This is a genomic window from Romboutsia sp. 1001285H_161024_C4, from assembly GCF_015550185.1.
GTDB classification, from domain to species: Bacteria; Bacillota; Clostridia; order Peptostreptococcales; family Peptostreptococcaceae; genus Romboutsia_C; species Romboutsia_C hominis.
On the sequence record NZ_JADNAJ010000005.1, the window covers coordinates 141,749 to 159,449 of the forward strand.

16 protein-coding genes are annotated in these 17,701 nt (G+C 25.8%); 5 read left to right on the forward strand and 11 right to left on the reverse strand.

Annotated features, from left to right (window positions below):
- Positions 1-77: 77 nt before the first annotated feature.
- From I1959_RS10215 to I1959_RS10225, 3 genes are read right to left on the reverse strand one after another with little or no spacing between them, the layout of a single operon-like run.
- Positions 78-926 (reverse strand): hypothetical protein, encoded by an 849-nt coding sequence (locus tag I1959_RS10215; RefSeq protein WP_195238201.1) that lies wholly within the window; start codon positions 924-926, stop codon positions 78-80.
- A complete protein-coding gene (locus I1959_RS10220; protein WP_092925312.1) occupies positions 926-1,801 on the reverse strand; it encodes an ATP-binding cassette domain-containing protein in 876 nt (291 codons plus the stop codon). The genes I1959_RS10215 and I1959_RS10220 overlap by 1 nt, the downstream gene beginning before the upstream one ends.
- Positions 1,802-2,173, reverse strand: coding sequence for a GntR family transcriptional regulator (locus tag I1959_RS10225; RefSeq protein ID WP_092925310.1), 372 nt, complete (start codon positions 2,171-2,173; stop codon positions 1,802-1,804). It abuts the gene before it with no gap.
- Positions 2,174-2,354: 181 nt separating this feature from the next.
- Between I1959_RS10225 and I1959_RS10230 the strand changes: the two genes are divergently transcribed.
- Complete coding sequence (locus I1959_RS10230) at positions 2,355-2,771, forward strand: DUF3783 domain-containing protein (RefSeq protein ID WP_195238202.1); 417 nt, start codon at positions 2,355-2,357, stop codon at positions 2,769-2,771.
- A 176-nt stretch (positions 2,772-2,947) separates the two neighbouring features.
- On the opposite strand, the gene I1959_RS10235 is transcribed toward I1959_RS10230, so the two are convergent.
- The gene (locus tag I1959_RS10235) at positions 2,948-3,832 is read right to left on the reverse strand and encodes a sigma-70 family RNA polymerase sigma factor (RefSeq protein WP_092925306.1); all 885 of its coding nucleotides are present in this window, start codon (positions 3,830-3,832) and stop codon (positions 2,948-2,950) included.
- Positions 3,833-4,528: 696 nt separating this feature from the next.
- Positions 4,529-5,032: a type I restriction enzyme HsdR N-terminal domain-containing protein gene (locus I1959_RS10240; protein ID WP_092925304.1), complete on the reverse strand. Its 504-nt coding sequence runs from the start codon at positions 5,030-5,032 to the stop codon at positions 4,529-4,531.
- A gap of 301 nt (positions 5,033-5,333) precedes the next feature.
- Between I1959_RS10240 and I1959_RS10245 the strand changes: the two genes are divergently transcribed.
- The 3 genes from I1959_RS10245 to aspD all read left to right on the forward strand — a co-directional run bounded on the left by I1959_RS10245 (position 5,334) and on the right by aspD (position 10,190).
- Entirely contained in the window at positions 5,334-6,233 is a 900-nt protein-coding gene (locus I1959_RS10245) for a CAP domain-containing protein (protein WP_195238204.1), read from the forward strand.
- 197 nt (positions 6,234-6,430) lie between these two features.
- Positions 6,431-7,735, forward strand: coding sequence for a DUF1002 domain-containing protein (locus I1959_RS10250; protein WP_243240032.1), 1,305 nt, complete (start codon positions 6,431-6,433; stop codon positions 7,733-7,735).
- Positions 7,736-8,564: 829 nt separating this feature from the next.
- The gene (aspD, locus tag I1959_RS10255) at positions 8,565-10,190 is read left to right on the forward strand and encodes an aspartate 4-decarboxylase (RefSeq protein ID WP_195238206.1); all 1,626 of its coding nucleotides are present in this window, start codon (positions 8,565-8,567) and stop codon (positions 10,188-10,190) included.
- Between the two features lie 52 nt (positions 10,191-10,242).
- Here the strand turns inward: aspD and I1959_RS10260 are convergent, their stop codons facing one another.
- From I1959_RS10260 to I1959_RS10270, 3 genes are all read right to left on the reverse strand, one after another.
- Complete coding sequence (locus I1959_RS10260) at positions 10,243-11,862, reverse strand: hypothetical protein (protein ID WP_195238208.1); 1,620 nt, start codon at positions 11,860-11,862, stop codon at positions 10,243-10,245.
- Between the two features lies 1 nt (position 11,863).
- Entirely contained in the window at positions 11,864-12,637 is a 774-nt protein-coding gene (locus I1959_RS10265) for an ABC transporter ATP-binding protein (RefSeq protein ID WP_092925294.1), read from the reverse strand.
- Positions 12,638-12,780: 143 nt separating this feature from the next.
- Complete coding sequence (locus I1959_RS10270) at positions 12,781-14,046, reverse strand: SulP family inorganic anion transporter (protein ID WP_330615179.1); 1,266 nt, start codon at positions 14,044-14,046, stop codon at positions 12,781-12,783.
- A gap of 186 nt (positions 14,047-14,232) precedes the next feature.
- On the opposite strand from I1959_RS10270, the gene I1959_RS10275 reads away from it, so the two are divergent.
- Positions 14,233-14,847 (forward strand): hypothetical protein, encoded by a 615-nt coding sequence (locus tag I1959_RS10275; RefSeq protein ID WP_092925292.1) that lies wholly within the window; start codon positions 14,233-14,235, stop codon positions 14,845-14,847.
- 135 nt (positions 14,848-14,982) lie between these two features.
- Here I1959_RS10275 and I1959_RS10280 read toward each other — a convergent pair whose 3' ends face one another.
- Genes I1959_RS10280 through I1959_RS10290 form a run of 3 tightly spaced genes read right to left on the reverse strand, consistent with a single transcriptional unit; the run spans position 14,983 to position 17,643 of the window.
- Positions 14,983-15,897 carry a sensor histidine kinase gene (locus I1959_RS10280; RefSeq protein ID WP_092925290.1) on the reverse strand — a complete coding sequence of 305 codons (915 nt, stop codon included), beginning with the start codon at positions 15,895-15,897 and terminating at the stop codon, positions 14,983-14,985.
- A 31-nt stretch (positions 15,898-15,928) separates the two neighbouring features.
- Entirely contained in the window at positions 15,929-16,726 is a 798-nt protein-coding gene (locus I1959_RS10285; RefSeq protein WP_195238210.1) for a hypothetical protein, read from the reverse strand.
- A complete protein-coding gene (locus tag I1959_RS10290; RefSeq protein ID WP_166505604.1) occupies positions 16,726-17,643 on the reverse strand; it encodes an ATP-binding cassette domain-containing protein in 918 nt (305 codons plus the stop codon). The genes I1959_RS10285 and I1959_RS10290 overlap by 1 nt, the downstream gene beginning before the upstream one ends.
- Positions 17,644-17,701 lie beyond the last annotated feature (58 nt).

Below are 17,701 nucleotides of genomic sequence, written 5' to 3' on the forward strand. Positions count from 1 at the left end.
ATTAACATCTATATACTTATATATATGACTTTATGTATTTGTATAATATTAATTTAATTTAAATTGGTGTTAAAATTCTATATTAAATCATGAGCATATTCTTTTATCGGTGCTTTTATTAGTAATAATATAGCACCAATTATAAATATTGTTGCTATTAATACTTTTATGAATATATTTTGACAAGTAGATATTATATGACCTAAATTTGACCAATAAGTCCATATATACTTTTCTACAAAATCATATTTATCTTTAGAAAACTCTACTAACAAATATATAACATAGAGTAAAGGTATTCCTGAAAATAAAAATACAGTGGTTATTTTTTTTAGCCTATAAACTAATGCTCCTATAAAAAGACCTAGAGCGCTAAATATAAAATTGTTTATAAATGTATTTATAATCATATCTAATATAGATAATAATGTGTCATCTTGAATTACAAATGATAGTTTTGTAAACAACTTAGATCCTGTTATATTTTCATGTATTTTATTTAATACCTCGCTTACCTCCCAAAATATAGACCTATTATATATTGATACCTCATATCCACTAATTCCTTCTAATATAATCTTTTGTAGAAACTCTACACCAACACCAATTATAGTAGATACAAAGCACAAGCAAAGGATATATAAAATCATACTTTTTAAATAACTTTTTCTATCACCTTTTATACTTATAGCAATACTAAAGTCCTTTTGTGAAATACAAACTGAATATACAAACATCATAAGTCCTAATATATAATAAATTTCACTTTTAAATATTAGAAAATTCTCTTCTATTGTATAATTTTTAGTATATATGACACCTATTAAATTCATTCCATCTATGCTAATAATTAATAGTAAAAGAATAAGTATATATATATATGTATTTTTATTTAACATCTTTAAGTATGGTTTTAATTCTTTCATTATTTTATCTCCTCTTTAGAAATACTTATAAACATATCCTGAAGGCTCATTGCCTCTATATCTAAACTTAACTCTTTAATTTTGTTTAATTCCTCTTTACTTAACTTTTCATAATATGCATAAGTTTCATTATTTCTAAAGGTTTTAATAGGCTTTTTATTTTTAACTATGTCTAACTTATTTAGATCTTCTTTGTTTCCACTAATATATACTGAGTTCTCCTTTAAATTTTCTATACTATCATTAAAAACTACTTTTTTATTATTTATTATTACTACCTCTTCCAATAGATTTTCAACTTCATCTATTAAATGTGTTGCTATTATTATAGTTTTAGGGTAATTTATATAATTATCTAGTAATAAATCATAAAACTCTACTCTATTTAATGCATCAAGGCCTATAGTTGGTTCATCAAATATTACTATATCGGCATTAGAACATATTCCGATTATATTAAATACTAATGTTTTTAATCCTCTTGACAGATTTTTGTACCTCTTTTTTGTATCTATATTAAATTTTTTACAAAGCTTATGTTGAAGTTTTTTATCGTAGTTTTTGTAAAAATAAAAATATATATCAAATATGTCTTTTATCTTGGCATCTTCATTTAAATATTCTTTTTCTCTAACTATACATATATTTTCTAATATACTTGGATTTTTTCTTGCCTCTACCCCCTTTATATATATTTTACCCTCTTTTGATAATAGTTGATTAGTTATTATATTTAAAAGTGTAGTTTTCCCTGCCCCATTTTTACCTAAAAGACCATATATTTTATTTTCATGAAAATCTATATTTATATCGTCTAATATTTTTTGATTTTTGAAACTATAACTTAAATTCTCTACTTTAACCCCTATATTCATTTACTCCACCTCTTTGTAACATTTAATCATATCTATTAATTCTTGTTTTTCTATTTGAAGTTTTTTAGCTTCTATCAATAATTCCCTTATAAAGATATTCTTAAAGTTTTCTTTTCTAAAATTTCTTATAATTTCTTTAGCACCCTCATTTACAAACATACCAATTCCTCGTTTTTTATAAACTACATCTTTATCTACCAACGTATTTATCCCCTTTAATACTGTTGCTGGGTTGATTTTATAAAGCTTTGATATTTCAGTAGTTGATGGTATTTGTTCATGTTCTTTTATTTCATCTATTAGTATTTCATCTTCTATAGCTTTTGCTATTTGAATAAATATTGGTTCTTCTTCATTTAGTGTAAGCTTCATGCAACCTCCTTACCTAAATGGTTAGTTAATATAGTAACTAACCTATTTTTTAAAAATGGTAATACATTTTATACTAAATAGCAAGTTAATTTTATTATTTGATAATTATTTTTAAAATATATTTAAATGTTAATGACAATGGGTAATAATAATTACTATAATTAAAATATAGGAGGATTTTATGAGTTTTAAAAGAATAAACAGCTTATGCACTACAAATAATGAGAGAAGTTTTGTTATAGTTTATAACTTTAATGCAAAAGATACTTTAATGATTAAAAACATATTAAAATTATTAGGAATAAAAGATGTTTGCACTTTAAATAAAGATAATGCAAACTCTAAAATAGAGGACATAATAAAAGGTAATATAGATGACACTTGTGTCCAAGGTATAAATCAAAGGGCTGTTATATTTAATAATATAGCACATACTAAGATAAGTGGATTTTCTGATAACTTAAGAAAATTTAAAATAAATAGACCTTTAATGGCTGTAGTTACAGAAGACAATATTTCCTGGTCATTAAATACTTTAATAAACAATTTAATTAATGAAAGAAATGCAATAAATAGTGGCAATACTTTAAATCACTAATTTATATCTGCATTTTTTCCTAAATATTATCAATATTTAGATGTTTTATTGATTATTTTGTGCTATGATTTAAGTAAGTAAACTAACTTTGATTATAAAAGAAAATATAGACCTTTGTTATTTATTTAAGTTATATATTATCTAAAAAAATAAGTAGGAGGTATCTCCTACTTATACTAATAAAAATATTTCAGTTGTTTAATTCTACTTGGGTGTCTTAACTTTCTTATGGCCTTAGCTTCGATTTGTCTAATTCTTTCTCTAGTTACACCAAAAACTTTACCTATTTCTTCTAAAGTTTTTGGGATATCATCATCAAGACCAAATCTCATTCTAAGTACCCTTTGTTCTTGTTCAGTAAGACCTGTTAATAGTTCTTCTATCTTTTCTCTTAGGTTATTTTTTTCAACCTCATGCATAACTACATCACCAAAATTAGCATCCGATGGTATAAATTCAACTAAACTACTATCTTCATCTTCTTTTATAGGTGTATCTAATGATACTACATTTTTATCCCTTTTTAGTATATCTATCACTTTTTCTACTTCTAACTCACATATTTCTGCCAATTCTTCAATTTTTGGATCTCTTTGTAATATGTTTGCAAGTTCTTGCTTTTTTCTTTTTACAAAATTTATTCTTTGATGAAGATGTACCGGTATTCTAATAGTATTTTCACAGTCATCTATGTACCTTGTTATACTTTGCTTGATCCACCAAGTAGCATAAGTACTAAATTTATATCCCTTTGTATAGTCATATTTTTCAACAGCTTTAATTAAACCAATATTTCCAGCTTGAATTAGGTCTAGCATATCTACATTTTCTTTTCTATATTTTTTTGCTATACTAACAACTAATCTGTAATTTGCATTAATAAATTTTTCCTTAGCTTCTAATGAAGAGTTAGTTATTTCCTTAGCAAGTTCTACTTCTTCACCTGCAGATAGCATTTTGTACTCCTCTATTTCCTTTAAGTACATTTTCATTGCATTTGATCCACCTGATGAGTCTGAATAAATATAATTTTCGTAAGTGTTTTCAGTTTTAGCCCCCATAATCTAACCCCTTTTGCATATAGTTCAGTAATTAATATATTAAATTACCTTTACCTAATTTTATAATATGATTACTAATATTAAAAAATTCCTTTTAAGATACTTTTATAGCACATAAAAAATTATAATTCTTTAAATAATTTAATATATAATTTTATCCATGTACTTTAAAAGAATCCTCCTTTAATTATATTTGATAAAAGACATGTTTATATCTTTTAGTCAATAGATTTATTATTCTACTATTCTCTCTTACTTACCAAATTTCCTTCTTTTTTTTATTTTTTTTTAATTTTTTTGAATATATCAAATAAATTACTAAGCTATCTAAAATGTATATATGATTTTAAATTAAGTAAAGCTTTAGTTCTTATTCAAAGTAAAGTTAAATAATTATTATAAAAATTTATTTCAAAAAGAAAAAAAAGACTGCTTTATAGCAATCTTTTTTTCCCGAACGACTTTAATAAGTCCCCTATTAATAAATCCTTAGCGTTTGCCCCAACACTTGCGGTTTTATAGTTATTTTTTAACTATTTAATAATACCATCATTAAAAAATCTAGTCAAGCAAATATACATTCTACTTACTTAAAGAGTTTTATTTAATAAGTTTTTAGTTTTATTAGCTTAATATATTTGTAATAAAAAATCCTCTTAAGTAAGAGGATTTTTTGTACTTATATATGTATGTTTATTAGTGTTTGCAACCACAATCATCTCCACAGCCACATTCATGACCTTCTTCATGAGAACAACCGCATCCTTCGTGATTATGAGCCTCTTCATGTTTTTTAGCTATTTCTTCCATTTCAAAGAATTCTTTAACCATTTGTTCATATGTTGGAAGTGAAGCTTCTGTATCATACTCTTCTCCAGTCCAATCAGCATACATCATAGAATCTCCATTAGTTAATACTAATCTTCCTGCCATAGTCATATTGTCAACATCTTCTAAGAAATCTATTTGCTTTTGAACTACTTCACCTTCTAGTTCTATATCTTCATCCATACAAGTTACTATCATAACTGGTGCATAGTAATCTTCTTCATCTTTAACGTTAACTACTATATCTAATGTTCCTTCTGCTCCTTCTTCAAATTCAGCTAAAGGTACATCTGTATCTATCATATCATGTGGAACTAATAAATCTTCCATTAAATATTTTATAACTCTTTCTTTTACTAATTGTTTTGACATGTTAATATCTCCTTTCTTATTAAAGCTTTTATAGTAAAACTTTACCTTTTTATAGTATACCACATTTGTTTATTTTTCAATCTTTAATAGCTAAAATTTCACTTACATTATAAATTTATAATGTCTTTCCTTCAAGATTTTATCTATATTTCGACATTTTTAGATAATCATTTACATATCTTTACAGTATATTTTTTGTTATTTTGTATGTTATTATTATTCACGAGGGGATCCCCCCTAATCTAAAGGTTACAAATCAGTAACATTTTAAAAATATTCAATCAAAGAGGTGTATTATTTTATGAAATTAAATAAAAAGATAAAAACTTTATTAGCTTTAGGTGTAATAAGTGTTACAACTGCATCTTCAATGATCCCAGTTAATGCTTTATCTAAAGATACTATTAAATCTAATTGTGAGAAAAAATCTATATATGTATGTATAAATGGAGTTGACTTTAAACTTCCATTAGACGTACTATGTCCTATAAAAGCAAATGTACCTAAATTTTCATTTGATTTAAAAAATAACTCTGTAACAGCTTTAAATCCTGATAAAAATTCTGAAGCATGTAAAAAACCTTCTACTTCTAACAATAATACTAATGTAGATAATAAACCTTCTACTCCTAACAATAGTACTAATGTAGATAATAAACCTTCTACTCCTAATAATAACACTAATGTAGATAATAAACCTTCTACTCCTAGCAATAACACTAATGTAGATAATAAACCTTCTACTCCTAGCAATAACACTAATGTAGATAATAAACCTTCTACTCCTGACAACTCAACTGCTCAAAGTGGTAATTTCTCATCTTATCAAAGAGAAATTGTAAATATAGTAAATGCTGAAAGAAGTAAAAGAGGTTTAGCTCCACTTACACTTGATAGCTCATTATCAAATGTTGCTACTAAAAAATCACAAGATATGATAAATAGAGGATATTTTGATCATAATTCACCAACTTACGGTTCTCCATTTGATATGATGAAGCAATTTGGTATAAGCTACAAAGCTGCTGGAGAAAACATCGCTATGGGACAAAAAGATCCACAAGATGTTATGAATTCATGGATGAACTCAGATGGCCACAGAAAAAATATATTAAGTCCTAACTTTACTCATATAGGTGTTGGTATTGCCAAAGCTAGTAATGGACAACTTTACTGGACACAAATGTTTATCGGAAAATAATAAATCAAATAAAAAGGTAGTCATAAAAAATGACTACCTTTTTATTTTGCTTAATTTATATACTAAATTTTTATCAAACAGAAATCATACTATTTATTAAGATTTTATTACAATCTTGTAATCCACTTTATACTAAAAATAGTTTATAGTATACTATATTGGAAATGTATTATGGTTAACTTTAAAAGTTGAAAGGAATGAAATTTATGAATAAAGGATTTAAGAATTTTAAGAAAAAGGCTATAGGTTTGTCTCTTGCACTTTGCTTAACAATAGCAAACTTAGGAGTAGCATTTGCTGATGGTTCACGTGTTGTTACACTAGGTGCTAACTTAAACCCTTCTCAAAGAGAACAAATGTTAAAATACTTTGGTGTTAATGAAAATCAGGCAGTTATAATAGAAGTTAACAACAAGGAAGAAAGAGAATACTTACAAGGAGTTGCAACTGAAGAACAATTAGGTAAAGTTACTATGTCTTGTTCTTATGTTGAGCCAACTAAAAAAGGAAATGGAATAAATGTTAAAACTGCAAACTTAACTTGGGTAACTAGTGCAATGATAGCCACTACTTTATCTACTGCAGGAATAGAAAATGCTAACGTAATAGCAGCAGCTCCATTCCCTGTATCTGGTACTGGTGCATTAACAGGTGTTATGAAGGCATTTGAGGATGCTACAGGTAAGTCACTTTCAGAAGAAAAAAAGGAATTAGCTACAGAAGAGTTAGTTACAACTGGTGATTTAGGTGATTCAATAGGTCAGGATAAAGCTACTGGTGTTATAAATGATATAAAAACAGAAATCATAAAAAATAACACTAAGGATACAGTTCAAATTGCTGATACTATAAACAATATAACTAATAACTATAATGTTAATCTATCTGATGAGCAATTTAAACAAATAGAATCTTTAATGTCAAAGATAGCTAGCCAAGACTACAATTACAATGACATGAAAGATACTTTAGAAAATGTATCTAATGTTGTTGAAAATAACTTAAAAGATCTTGGTGAAAGTATACAAAACTCTGGAATACTTGATACTATAAAAGGATGGTTTGAAGGTATTGGAGATTGGTTTGGTAATTTATTCAGTAAAGATCAAAATAAGGATCTAGGTATACTTGAAAATACTAATGACCAAATGTTAGGTGAAAATGCTACTATAAATGCTACAGATGATAAAGCTGTTAATTTACCATCTAGTGAAGAAGTTGAAGGATTCTTTGCTAAAGTATGGAACTGGCTTACAGGATTATTTACATCTGATGAAAAAGCTCCAACTAAAGAATCAACGCCAAATAATACAACAACTACAAATGATGGCAGTTCAAATGTAGAAAATACTACTAATGAAGGTAAAGATATACCAGTATCAAATGAAGAAAATAATAATTCACAAGATACTACAAATAGTGAGAATAACTCTACTGAAATGCCATCACAAAATACAAACCAAAATGATAGTTCAAACGCAGAGATACCCCCTGCACAGTAAAATTAATTAAAAAATGTCTATAAATTAAAAGGTATCAGATTAGAATCTGATACCTTTTTTGTATTATAATTTATTCTTCTATTCACTATATCTTACTCTATCTATTAATGACTCTTTGTTAAATAACTTATTTATAAATTTTCCTATAAATGAACTAAAACATTGCTATTACAGGAATTTATAAACTACATAGTACACCCCACTATTTTTCATAACTTTATATACTATATATCCAATAACAATCCCTACACTAAATGATAAAATTAGAGTAATAAATGTGTAAAATGACCCTTCTAACTTTAGCATTTTAAGTAATTATTTATCACTCATGCCTATAGCTTAAAGTATACCTATTTCTCTTTTTCTAGATATAATACTAGTTATAATAGTATTTATAATATTTGCTAAACTTATAGCTCCTATAACACTTAACTTCTTATTATAATTATTTATTTAACTTAGTCAACAATTTAGACAATTTTATGACTTTTCAGATTTTTCGCATTTCATTTATTTAGTTATATTAATTAATTAAATAAGATATTATATTAATAAAACCATTTATAAACTTTAATATTTTTAGTATATACATACTTTTTATTTATATTTTAAGCAGTTTATATGTATTATATTGTCTTTTTAAAGCAATTTTATTATAATTATCTTAAATAAGAAAGCCTTTTTTAAAATTTTATATTTTATAAATGAAAACTTTCTAAAAGTGCATGTACAAAGATTTTATCTAATCTAAACTTTAAAATGATTATAATTTCTAATGTGCTATAAAAAAGAGATAAATGTCATATAATTAAATTAAGGAGATACTATCATGGAACCGATTAATATTAAGAGACAAGAACTAGAAAACATCTATGGAAAAATCAGTCCATTTGAATTTAAAAACAAACTTTTAGAATTAGCAACTAATCCTTCTAAGAAAAGTACACGTACATTACTTGATGCGGGAAGAGGTAATCCTAACTGGATAGCACATGCTCCTCGTAACGCATTTTTCACTTTTGGGCATTTTGCTATTGAAGAAAGTAAACACACTTGGAATAATGGACCTTTATCTGGTATGCCAAGAAAAAAAGATATATCTAAAAGATTTTTTACATATCTAGATAATAACCCTAATCTTCCAGAAGTAGATTTTCTACGTAAAATGGTTGAGTTTTGCGTATACGAATTAGGATTTAATTCTGATGATTTTTTACATGAAATAACTGATGCAATAATTGGGGATAACTACCCATTTCCAGATAGAATGCTTATTCATATAGAAAAAATAGTTAAGGCTTATTTAACTAAAGAGCTTAAATACGATACTTTAAAAGGTGGAGATTTTGACATTTTTGCTGTTGAGGGTGCTACTGCTGCAATGTGTTATGTATTTGACTCATTAATAGCTAATAATCTACTTTTAAAAGGAGATAAAATAGCTATAATGACACCAGTATTTACTCCATATTTAGAAATACCTCATCTACCAAGATATGAATTTGATGTTGTATATATAAATGCAGATGAGAAAACGCCTGATGGAAAACATACATGGCAATGCACTGATAAAGAACTTGAAAAGCTTTGTGATAAAGATATAAAAGCTCTATTTGTTGTAAATCCTAGTAATCCACCATCAATGGCTATATCTCCTGAAAGTACTAGTAAAATAGTAAATATAGTTAAAAATTATAATCCTGATTTAATGATTATATCTGATGATGTTTATGGAACTTTTGTCCATGGATTTAAGTCTTTAATGTCGGAATTACCATACAATACAATAGGTGCTTATTCATATTCTAAATATTTTGGTGTAACAGGTTGGAGATTAGGTACTTTAGCACTGCATCACAACAATGTATTTGATAAACTTATAAATGAACTTCCATACTCTATAAGAAAAAGAACTAATAAAAGATATGCTGATATGAATACTAATCCAGAAAAAGTGCCATTTATAGATAGATTAGTCGCAGATAGTAGACAAGTTGCACTAAACCATACTGCTGGTCTTTCTACTCCGCAACAAGTTCAAATGGCATTTTTATCATTAGTATCTCTTATGGATAATGACGATTCATATAAAAACCTTACAATAGACATATGTAGAACTCGTAAAAAGTTATTATTTGATAGTCTTGGTATGGATTTAGAATTTGATAAAAATGATGCATCATACTATACTCAATTTGATGTATTAGATTTAGCTAAAGACTACTATGGAGAAGATTTTTCTTATTACTTAGAGATTAATTACAATCCTGTGGATATATTATTTGATTTAGCAGAGGAATCATCAATAGTTTTACTAGGTGGAGGTGGATTTGCTGGACCTAAGTGGTCTATAAGAATATCACTTGCTAATCTATTTGATGATGCCTATTCTGAAATAGGTCACTCTCTTAAAAAAGTACTAGATAACTACTTTAATGAATATAAAAAAGCCTAAAAACAAAAAGAGTAATCTTAATTTATTAAGATTACTCTTTTTATATAATTATTTATACTTCAAATACTTTATTCCATATTAACCTAACTAAAATTACTAAGCCTATTAAATAAGTTATTTTTAAAAATATGCTACTACTAAGTAAGAAATGGCCTAATGCTATTACACCAACAAACACCATGGATTTTATCATAGTTCCTATGTTTGATGCTGTATTAGTATTTTGATATTCACAAGTAAATGGCATATGCTTTTCATTTAAGTTAAAAGTAATCATTGATGATAATACAGTAGCTACAAATCCTATTGCTAAATCTACTATAACTTTTGGTGATAATATTATTATAAATCCTATACTCATTAATATAAATAAAGGAAGTACTAAAAGATATATACTAGCTTTAAAAGCTGCTGTATATATATTTTTCTTATTATTTATCGGAAGTATATCATATATCCAACTAGCTTCATATTCTTTAGAAAATTTCAGAGTTGTTAATATACTTTGGCTCATAAGCACAAAAAAGTACATTAATAGATATACTGGCTCAGATCTTAGTTCTGTTAAAAAATTATTATCACTCCTAAAGCTACTAATCATCATTAAAAATGGCATAAATGCCCCCATAACTAATGATGGATATACTTTTGTTTTAAACTCTCTATCTTTTTTAAGAACATCATATACAAAGTTAAAGAATGCTCTTTCTTCTTTATCTTTACATATTAGTTTGCTAACTTTTATACTTAATTTTTCTTTAAATTTTTTATTGACATAAGTATTATCATTTAATTTTTGAAGGTTATATTCAAATCTTGGTATTAGCTTTACATATACGAATATAGATACTATAGGAACTACAATAGCTAATCCACTCATGATTATAATTAAATTATTTACATCTATATTATATAAAAGATTAAAGCTTGAACCAAACCACATAGGAGGAAGTAGTAAATTCCAAAACTTTGGTTCATATACAAATTGTAAATCTACAAAGGTAAATGCTCTTGCCACAACTTGATATCCTAGTATAAATACCAATATAAATAAAGCTTGAAAAGCATTTAAGGCATCCTTTAGCCTTTCTCCGCTAAATAACTTTAATATGACAAAATACATTATGGCAGTAACTATAATCATAAATACATTTATTAAAAATATATTTAGTATAAATAATAATATAAACTTAATACCATATCTAATACTACAAAGTATAGCTGCTATACTTATTGATAAGCTAAGTAATGTCATATATATGAATATATGTGTAAATTTAGCTGCATTTAGAGTTTTTACATCTACGCCTTTAGTTTCTAATATATCTTTATCATTTATATCAAGTATTACACTTGAAAAATCTGATACAAATACACTTAAGATCATAACCATAAAAAAACTAAAATATAAACTCATTTTTACAATAGGGTTAATATCTAGTGTTATAATAGGTGCTGATGCTAACCCAACAATTGCATATATTATTAAGCTTATATAAAAGTTATTTTTATCTTTACCTTCTTCATTGCTACTTATATTGCGTTGCCCACGTCTACCATCCATTATAAGTTTATGCTTAACTATAAGTCGCATTAAACTATAATTTACACCAGCTTTAGTATATAAATATTTAAATATATCTAGTATTTTTAAAATAAAAGAGTCTTTCATGCTACACCTCTTTTAATACTTTTATAAATTCATCAGACAAATTTGAATGTTCCTCAAATCCTGTTAGCTGGTTAAATATCTCTTCTAAAGAACCTTCAAAATTAGTATTTTTTATTTGTTCAAAGTTACCATCTGCTACAATATTTCCTTTATCTAGAAGTATTATTCTATCGCTTATTTTTTCAACAACTTCCATTATGTGAGATGAGTAAAATATAGTCTTTCCTTCTTGCTTTAATTTGTGTAGTATTTCTTTTATTAAAAGTACACTATTAGCATCAAGTCCACTTAATGGTTCATCTAAAAATAATATGTCTGGATTGTGAAGCATTGAACTTATTATAACTACCTTTTGCTTCATTCCTTTTGAAAATGATGATAGTCTAGACTCATAAGCATGTTCTATTTTAAGTATTTCCATAAGCCTTCTAGCTTTTTTATCACTCTTTTCATAACTTAGCCCATACACTTGGCCAATAAAAGTTAAGTATTCTCTAGCTGTTAAACTTTCATAGACTTTGGCTACTTCAGGAACATAACCTATTTTATTTTTATATTTATTATTAATATCTTCTATATCATTCCCAAATATATATACGCTACCGCTATATCCCTTAACTAATCCCAGTAGTATTTTTATAGTAGTACTTTTACCTGCTCCATTTGATCCTATATACCCTATAATATTTCCCCTATCTATATTTAGATTGATCCCCTTTAAAACTTCTTTTTGACCGTAATTCATCCTTAGGTCTTTTATTTCTATAACATTCATATTCTACCTCCCTGAATACGTTTTACATCTAATTATAACATAGGTATATCTATCTAACAAACTAAGTTAAACTCACGATTTTAAAAATATTTAATCTCTTAGTAAACAAAAATACTACCTAATTAGGTAGTATTTTTTATAATTTATGCTACATCTTCTATCTCACTATCAACTTTATTCTTAAGTACTATGTTAGCTACTATATGTATAGTCATTCCAACTGCTATAGCGATAACTAAGTCAAATACTATAGTTAATATAAATGTAGCTAAAAGAACTACTACATCTTTTTTAGGTAAGCTCATCATTTCTTTCATTTCTTTCCACTCACCCATATTATAAGATACTATTATTAATATCGCAGATAAAACTGTCATAGGTATCATTTTTGCAAGTGGCATTAAAACTACCATTATTAAAAGAAGAGTTATTGCATGTACCATACCTGATATAGGACTTTTCCCACCATTTTTTACATTCGCTGCTGTTCTTGCTATTGCTCCAGTTGCTGGTATCCCACCAAATAGTGCTGATGCTATGTTTCCAAGTCCTTGTGCTACAAGCTCCATATTAGAATCATGTTTGTCATTTATCATATTATCTGATACTACACAAGAAAGAAGTGATTCTATCCCAGCTAATACTGCTATAGTTATAGCTGGTTGTATTAAGGATACTATTTTATCTATACTAAAACTTGGCACACTTGGCATTGGTATGTTTGCTGATATGTTAGTATATACACTTCCTATAGTGTCTACATTTAAGCTAAAAACATTTACAACTACTGTTGAAAGTATTAATGCTATTATAGATGCTGGTACAGTTTTATTTATTTTTGGCCAGTATATCATAATTAATATACATGCTATACCCACTATGAAAGTCATCATATCAAATGTATTTATATTATGTATGTAGCTTTCTATTTTTCCTATAGCTTCTGCTGGAACATCATTTATTTTAAGACCTAGTAAATCTTTGATTTGAGTTATAAGTAAAGTTACTGCTATACCACTAGTAAATCCTACTGTAACAGTATGAGGAACATATTCTATAAGATTTCCAAATTTTAAAAGACCCATTATTACAAGAAGTATACCTGCCATAATAGTTGCTGTTATAAGACCATCCATACCGTACATTTTCACAATACCATAGACTATTACAACAAAGGCTCCTGTTGGCCCTCCAATTTGAACTTTACTTCCTCCAAGGAAAGATATGATAAATCCTGCAAATATTGCAGTAATAAGACCTTTTTCTGGTGATACACCTGAAGATATAGCAAGAGCTATTGATAATGGTAATGCTATAATTGCTACTATAAATCCTGCTACTATATCTTTTCTCACTTGCTCACCACTTAATTCATTTTGCTTAAACATTGTAAATAACTTTGGCGACATATTCTGTTTTTCCCTCCAATAAATTTCATCCTTATACATAATACTCCTACTTTACAATAAAGTCAAAAAAATTTCTTATATTTATTTTAAAAATTTTATACATCCCTATTTATTAGTTTTCAAATTATGTTTTTATAATTTTTAGTGGTATAATATGCTTATGATAATTTTGTGGAGGTGTCTATTTTGACTAAAATATTTAGACGATTATTTATATTCTTATTCATATTTTTCATATCATCTATAATGATACAGAATATAACTATTTTTATAATTCCAATAATTTGTGTTAATCTATTTGCTATATATTATTCTATAAAAGTGCCTATTAATAGAAATCATTCTAAAAAACAAGTTACTCATATAATAAATGTTGACTGTAAAGAAATTACAGATTATTCTTTTTTAGCACTTTTACTTATATTTTATATACTACCTGCATTAAATGATTTTAGATTTAGTACATTATATAACTTTTTTAATGTTTCTTTTAAGCAACAATTTATATTTTTAAGTTTGTTAACTTTTATATTAATATCTTTACTACTTTTATTTGTGTCTATACTTGAACATAATAATACTAAAAATAAAGTATTTGATGAAGGCATAATATTTAATGATGGAGTTTTACATTCTTGGGATGAACTTACTGGTTATAAGTTTGGTTATTTAGTGGCTGGTTCTAAATATGTAGATCTTACACTATACTATGGTAGTATATCTAAGACTCTTAGAATAAATAAAAAAGACCTTCACATATATGAAGATTTAATGAATAAAAAATATTTTAAAATTGCTTAAATTAATGTGTTTTTATATGAAAAGAGTACATTCATAGATTTTAATTTTAATCTATGAATGTACTCTTTTTCGTTGTTTTAAATAAGTTAGGTTATATTTAAATTTTTAAAGATATACTTCTAAATTAATATTTGCTTAATCTTTATCATGTTTTTTAGTATTTAAATTTAACTTACAGCTTATTACTAAATCATAATTTCTAAGAGTAGCATTTATATCACCATTCATTTTTTGCATTAAACTTTTGGCTATATAAAGTCCTAGACCTGTACTATCATTATTTCTTGTTTTATCTTTTTTGTAAAATCTATTAAACATGTTATCTATATCTTCACTATTAAGATTAGTATTATATTCTATAAACTTAACTATAGCAAACTCTTTTTCTTTTTTTATTATTATATCTATATCTGACTTAGAATACTTAAGACTATTAGATATTACATTTTCTATAACTCTAGTAAAAGCATTACTATCTATACTTACAATTATGTCTTTTTCTTCTACATATATATTTGGCTTTATATTTTTATTTGTAAAATCTTCATAGAAACTAGCTATTATATTATATATAATATTATTTAAATTATCCTTTTTTATATTCAATTTATAACTATCCAGTTCTATAAGTGATAGTTTAAAAAACTCATCAAGTAATATTTCAAGTCGCTTTGAACGTTCTTGAATCGTATTTATATATTCATTCTTACTTTCCTCATTTACTTTATCACTCTTTAGCATTTGAACATACCCAAGTATAGATGTTAAAGGTGTTCTCAAATCATGAGATATACTTGCTATTGACTGCTTTAAATTTTCTTCTCTTAGTTTTTTATTTATATTTGTAGCTTCTATTATATCTATTTGATTATTGATATTATAAGCCAACATTTCTAGATCTTTATCTATTAACTTTATATCTATCTTTTTATTAGTTTTATTTTCATTATAGTATTTCAGCTGTTTTGTAATGTTTCTTATTTCCTTTTTTATAGAAAATAAATAGATGAGTAATATTATAATAATTACTCCAAAGAATATTGCTATCATAATTTACTCATTCTCCTTTTCTATCATAAATTTATTTAATATCTTGTTTATTTATTAATATACATCCAAGTGTAGATGTTATTATTATAACTATTATAGCATTTAATCCTAAACTTACCATAACCTCATTACTTGGATATTTTCCACAAATATCAAGTAATCCACCATATGGAATATATTTAGTTAAATACAATACATTTTTTTCTGTCAAAAATGCTGGTAAAAGTAGGATTAATACTCCAAATCCCATAAGTTCTGATTTTATCTTCATTATACTAGCTAAAAGTACATAAAAACTTGTAGATGCGTATAATAGTAGCATATATAAAGTTAAAAACTTTGATATTTTTAAAATATCAAAATTTCCAAATTCATACATTAATCCGCCTATTAATGTATTGAGTATTATTGGAAATAAAGCTATAATACTTACCCCTATAAATGAAACTATTAACTTTGATATATATATACTCGTTCTGCTATATCCATAGTTTATCTTATGCATTATAGTTTTATCTACGTATTCATCTACAAGTATATTTCCTACAAAATATACTAAAATCATATATGTAACAGCTGTAAATCCTATTGCTGAGAATAAAAAATCTTGAGCACTTAAATTTTTTATATTGCTAAAATCATTCATAGTAAATCCATATTTTCTGTTATTTATAAAAGTTACTATTAAGCTAAGAATTTCATCTCCTTGAGGCTTAAATATGTGAAGACCTAATCCTAATAATAATGGAATTAGAGTTATTAGTAGCATTTTTATAAAAACTTTACTTTTTCTTAGCTTGTACAGTTCTGACTTAATTAAATTTTCCATTATAATCTACCTCCTATTAAGTTCATAAAGTAATCTTCTAAATCATCTCCAATAGATACAATTTCTTCAGTTATTACATTAGAACTAATAAGAGCTTTAGATACTTCTATTTGGTTATCTATATAATCATATAATTTTATAGTATTATTTTTTAATACTTTAAAATTAGTAGTTTTTAATACAGATTCTAAACAAACTACAGCTTTGTTTATATCATCTACCTTTATTCTAAGAGCCTTTTTACATTTATCATATAACTCCTTTTGGCTTATTTCTTCTATTAATTTTCCATTATTTATTATCCCATAGCAAGTTGCTACTTGATTTAACTCGCTTAATAAATGACTCGATATAATTATTGTCATATTCTTTTCTTTATTTAATTTTTTTAATAAATCTCTTATTTCAACTATTCCCTTAGGATCTAGTCCATTTACAGGTTCATCAAGTATTAAAATTTCAGGATCAGATAGTAATGCCATAGCTATTCCTAGTCTTTGTTTCATTCCTAATGAAAACTGCTTAACTTTCTTTTTGCCTGTATTTTCTAATCCTACCATCTTTAACTTTTCATTTACACAACTACTTCCTGGTATTCCTTTTTGTATTCTTAATACTTCTAAATTTTCACTAGCACTCATATCTAAATATAAAGCTGGTGTTTCTATAAGTGCTCCTAATCTTTTTCTTTCTTTATTTATTTTATTTTTCTCTACTTCTTTAAATATTTCTATATATCCTTCGCTAGGATTGACTAATCCCGTTATTATTTTCATTATAGTAGTTTTACCAGCTCCATTTTGACCGATAAATCCATATATATCCCCTCTTTTTACAGATATACTTACATTATCTACGACTAAGTTTTTCTTATATTTCTTACTTATATTGTAAGTTTTTAGTATATATTCTTTCATGGCCCCTTCTCCTTCCTTTATACCTATATATTAAGATTTAAGTTCTAATAAAGCATAA

Bases quoted from the DNA above. Each gene is read 5' to 3' on its own strand.
- I1959_RS10215 (WP_195238201.1), bottom strand. From the start codon at position 926: ATGAAAGAATTAAAACCATACTTAAAGATGTTAAATAAAAATACATAT.
- I1959_RS10220 (WP_092925312.1), bottom strand. From the start codon at position 1,801: ATGAATATAGGGGTTAAAGTAGAGAATTTAAGTTATAGTTTCAAAAAT.
- I1959_RS10225 (WP_092925310.1), bottom strand. From the start codon at position 2,173: ATGAAGCTTACACTAAATGAAGAAGAACCAATATTTATTCAAATAGCA.
- I1959_RS10230 (WP_195238202.1), top strand. From the start codon at position 2,355: ATGAGTTTTAAAAGAATAAACAGCTTATGCACTACAAATAATGAGAGA.
- I1959_RS10235 (WP_092925306.1), bottom strand. From the start codon at position 3,832: ATGGGGGCTAAAACTGAAAACACTTACGAAAATTATATTTATTCAGAC.
- I1959_RS10240 (WP_092925304.1), bottom strand. From the start codon at position 5,032: ATGTCAAAACAATTAGTAAAAGAAAGAGTTATAAAATATTTAATGGAA.
- I1959_RS10245 (WP_195238204.1), top strand. From the start codon at position 5,334: ATGAAATTAAATAAAAAGATAAAAACTTTATTAGCTTTAGGTGTAATA.
- I1959_RS10250 (WP_243240032.1), top strand. From the start codon at position 6,431: ATGAAATTTATGAATAAAGGATTTAAGAATTTTAAGAAAAAGGCTATA.
- aspD (WP_195238206.1), top strand. From the start codon at position 8,565: ATGGAACCGATTAATATTAAGAGACAAGAACTAGAAAACATCTATGGA.
- I1959_RS10260 (WP_195238208.1), bottom strand. From the start codon at position 11,862: ATGAAAGACTCTTTTATTTTAAAAATACTAGATATATTTAAATATTTA.
- I1959_RS10265 (WP_092925294.1), bottom strand. From the start codon at position 12,637: ATGAATGTTATAGAAATAAAAGACCTAAGGATGAATTACGGTCAAAAA.
- I1959_RS10270 (WP_330615179.1), bottom strand. From the start codon at position 14,046: ATGTCGCCAAAGTTATTTACAATGTTTAAGCAAAATGAATTAAGTGGT.
- I1959_RS10280 (WP_092925290.1), bottom strand. From the start codon at position 15,897: ATGATAGCAATATTCTTTGGAGTAATTATTATAATATTACTCATCTAT.
- I1959_RS10285 (WP_195238210.1), bottom strand. From the start codon at position 16,726: ATGGAAAATTTAATTAAGTCAGAACTGTACAAGCTAAGAAAAAGTAAA.
- I1959_RS10290 (WP_166505604.1), bottom strand. From the start codon at position 17,643: ATGAAAGAATATATACTAAAAACTTACAATATAAGTAAGAAATATAAG.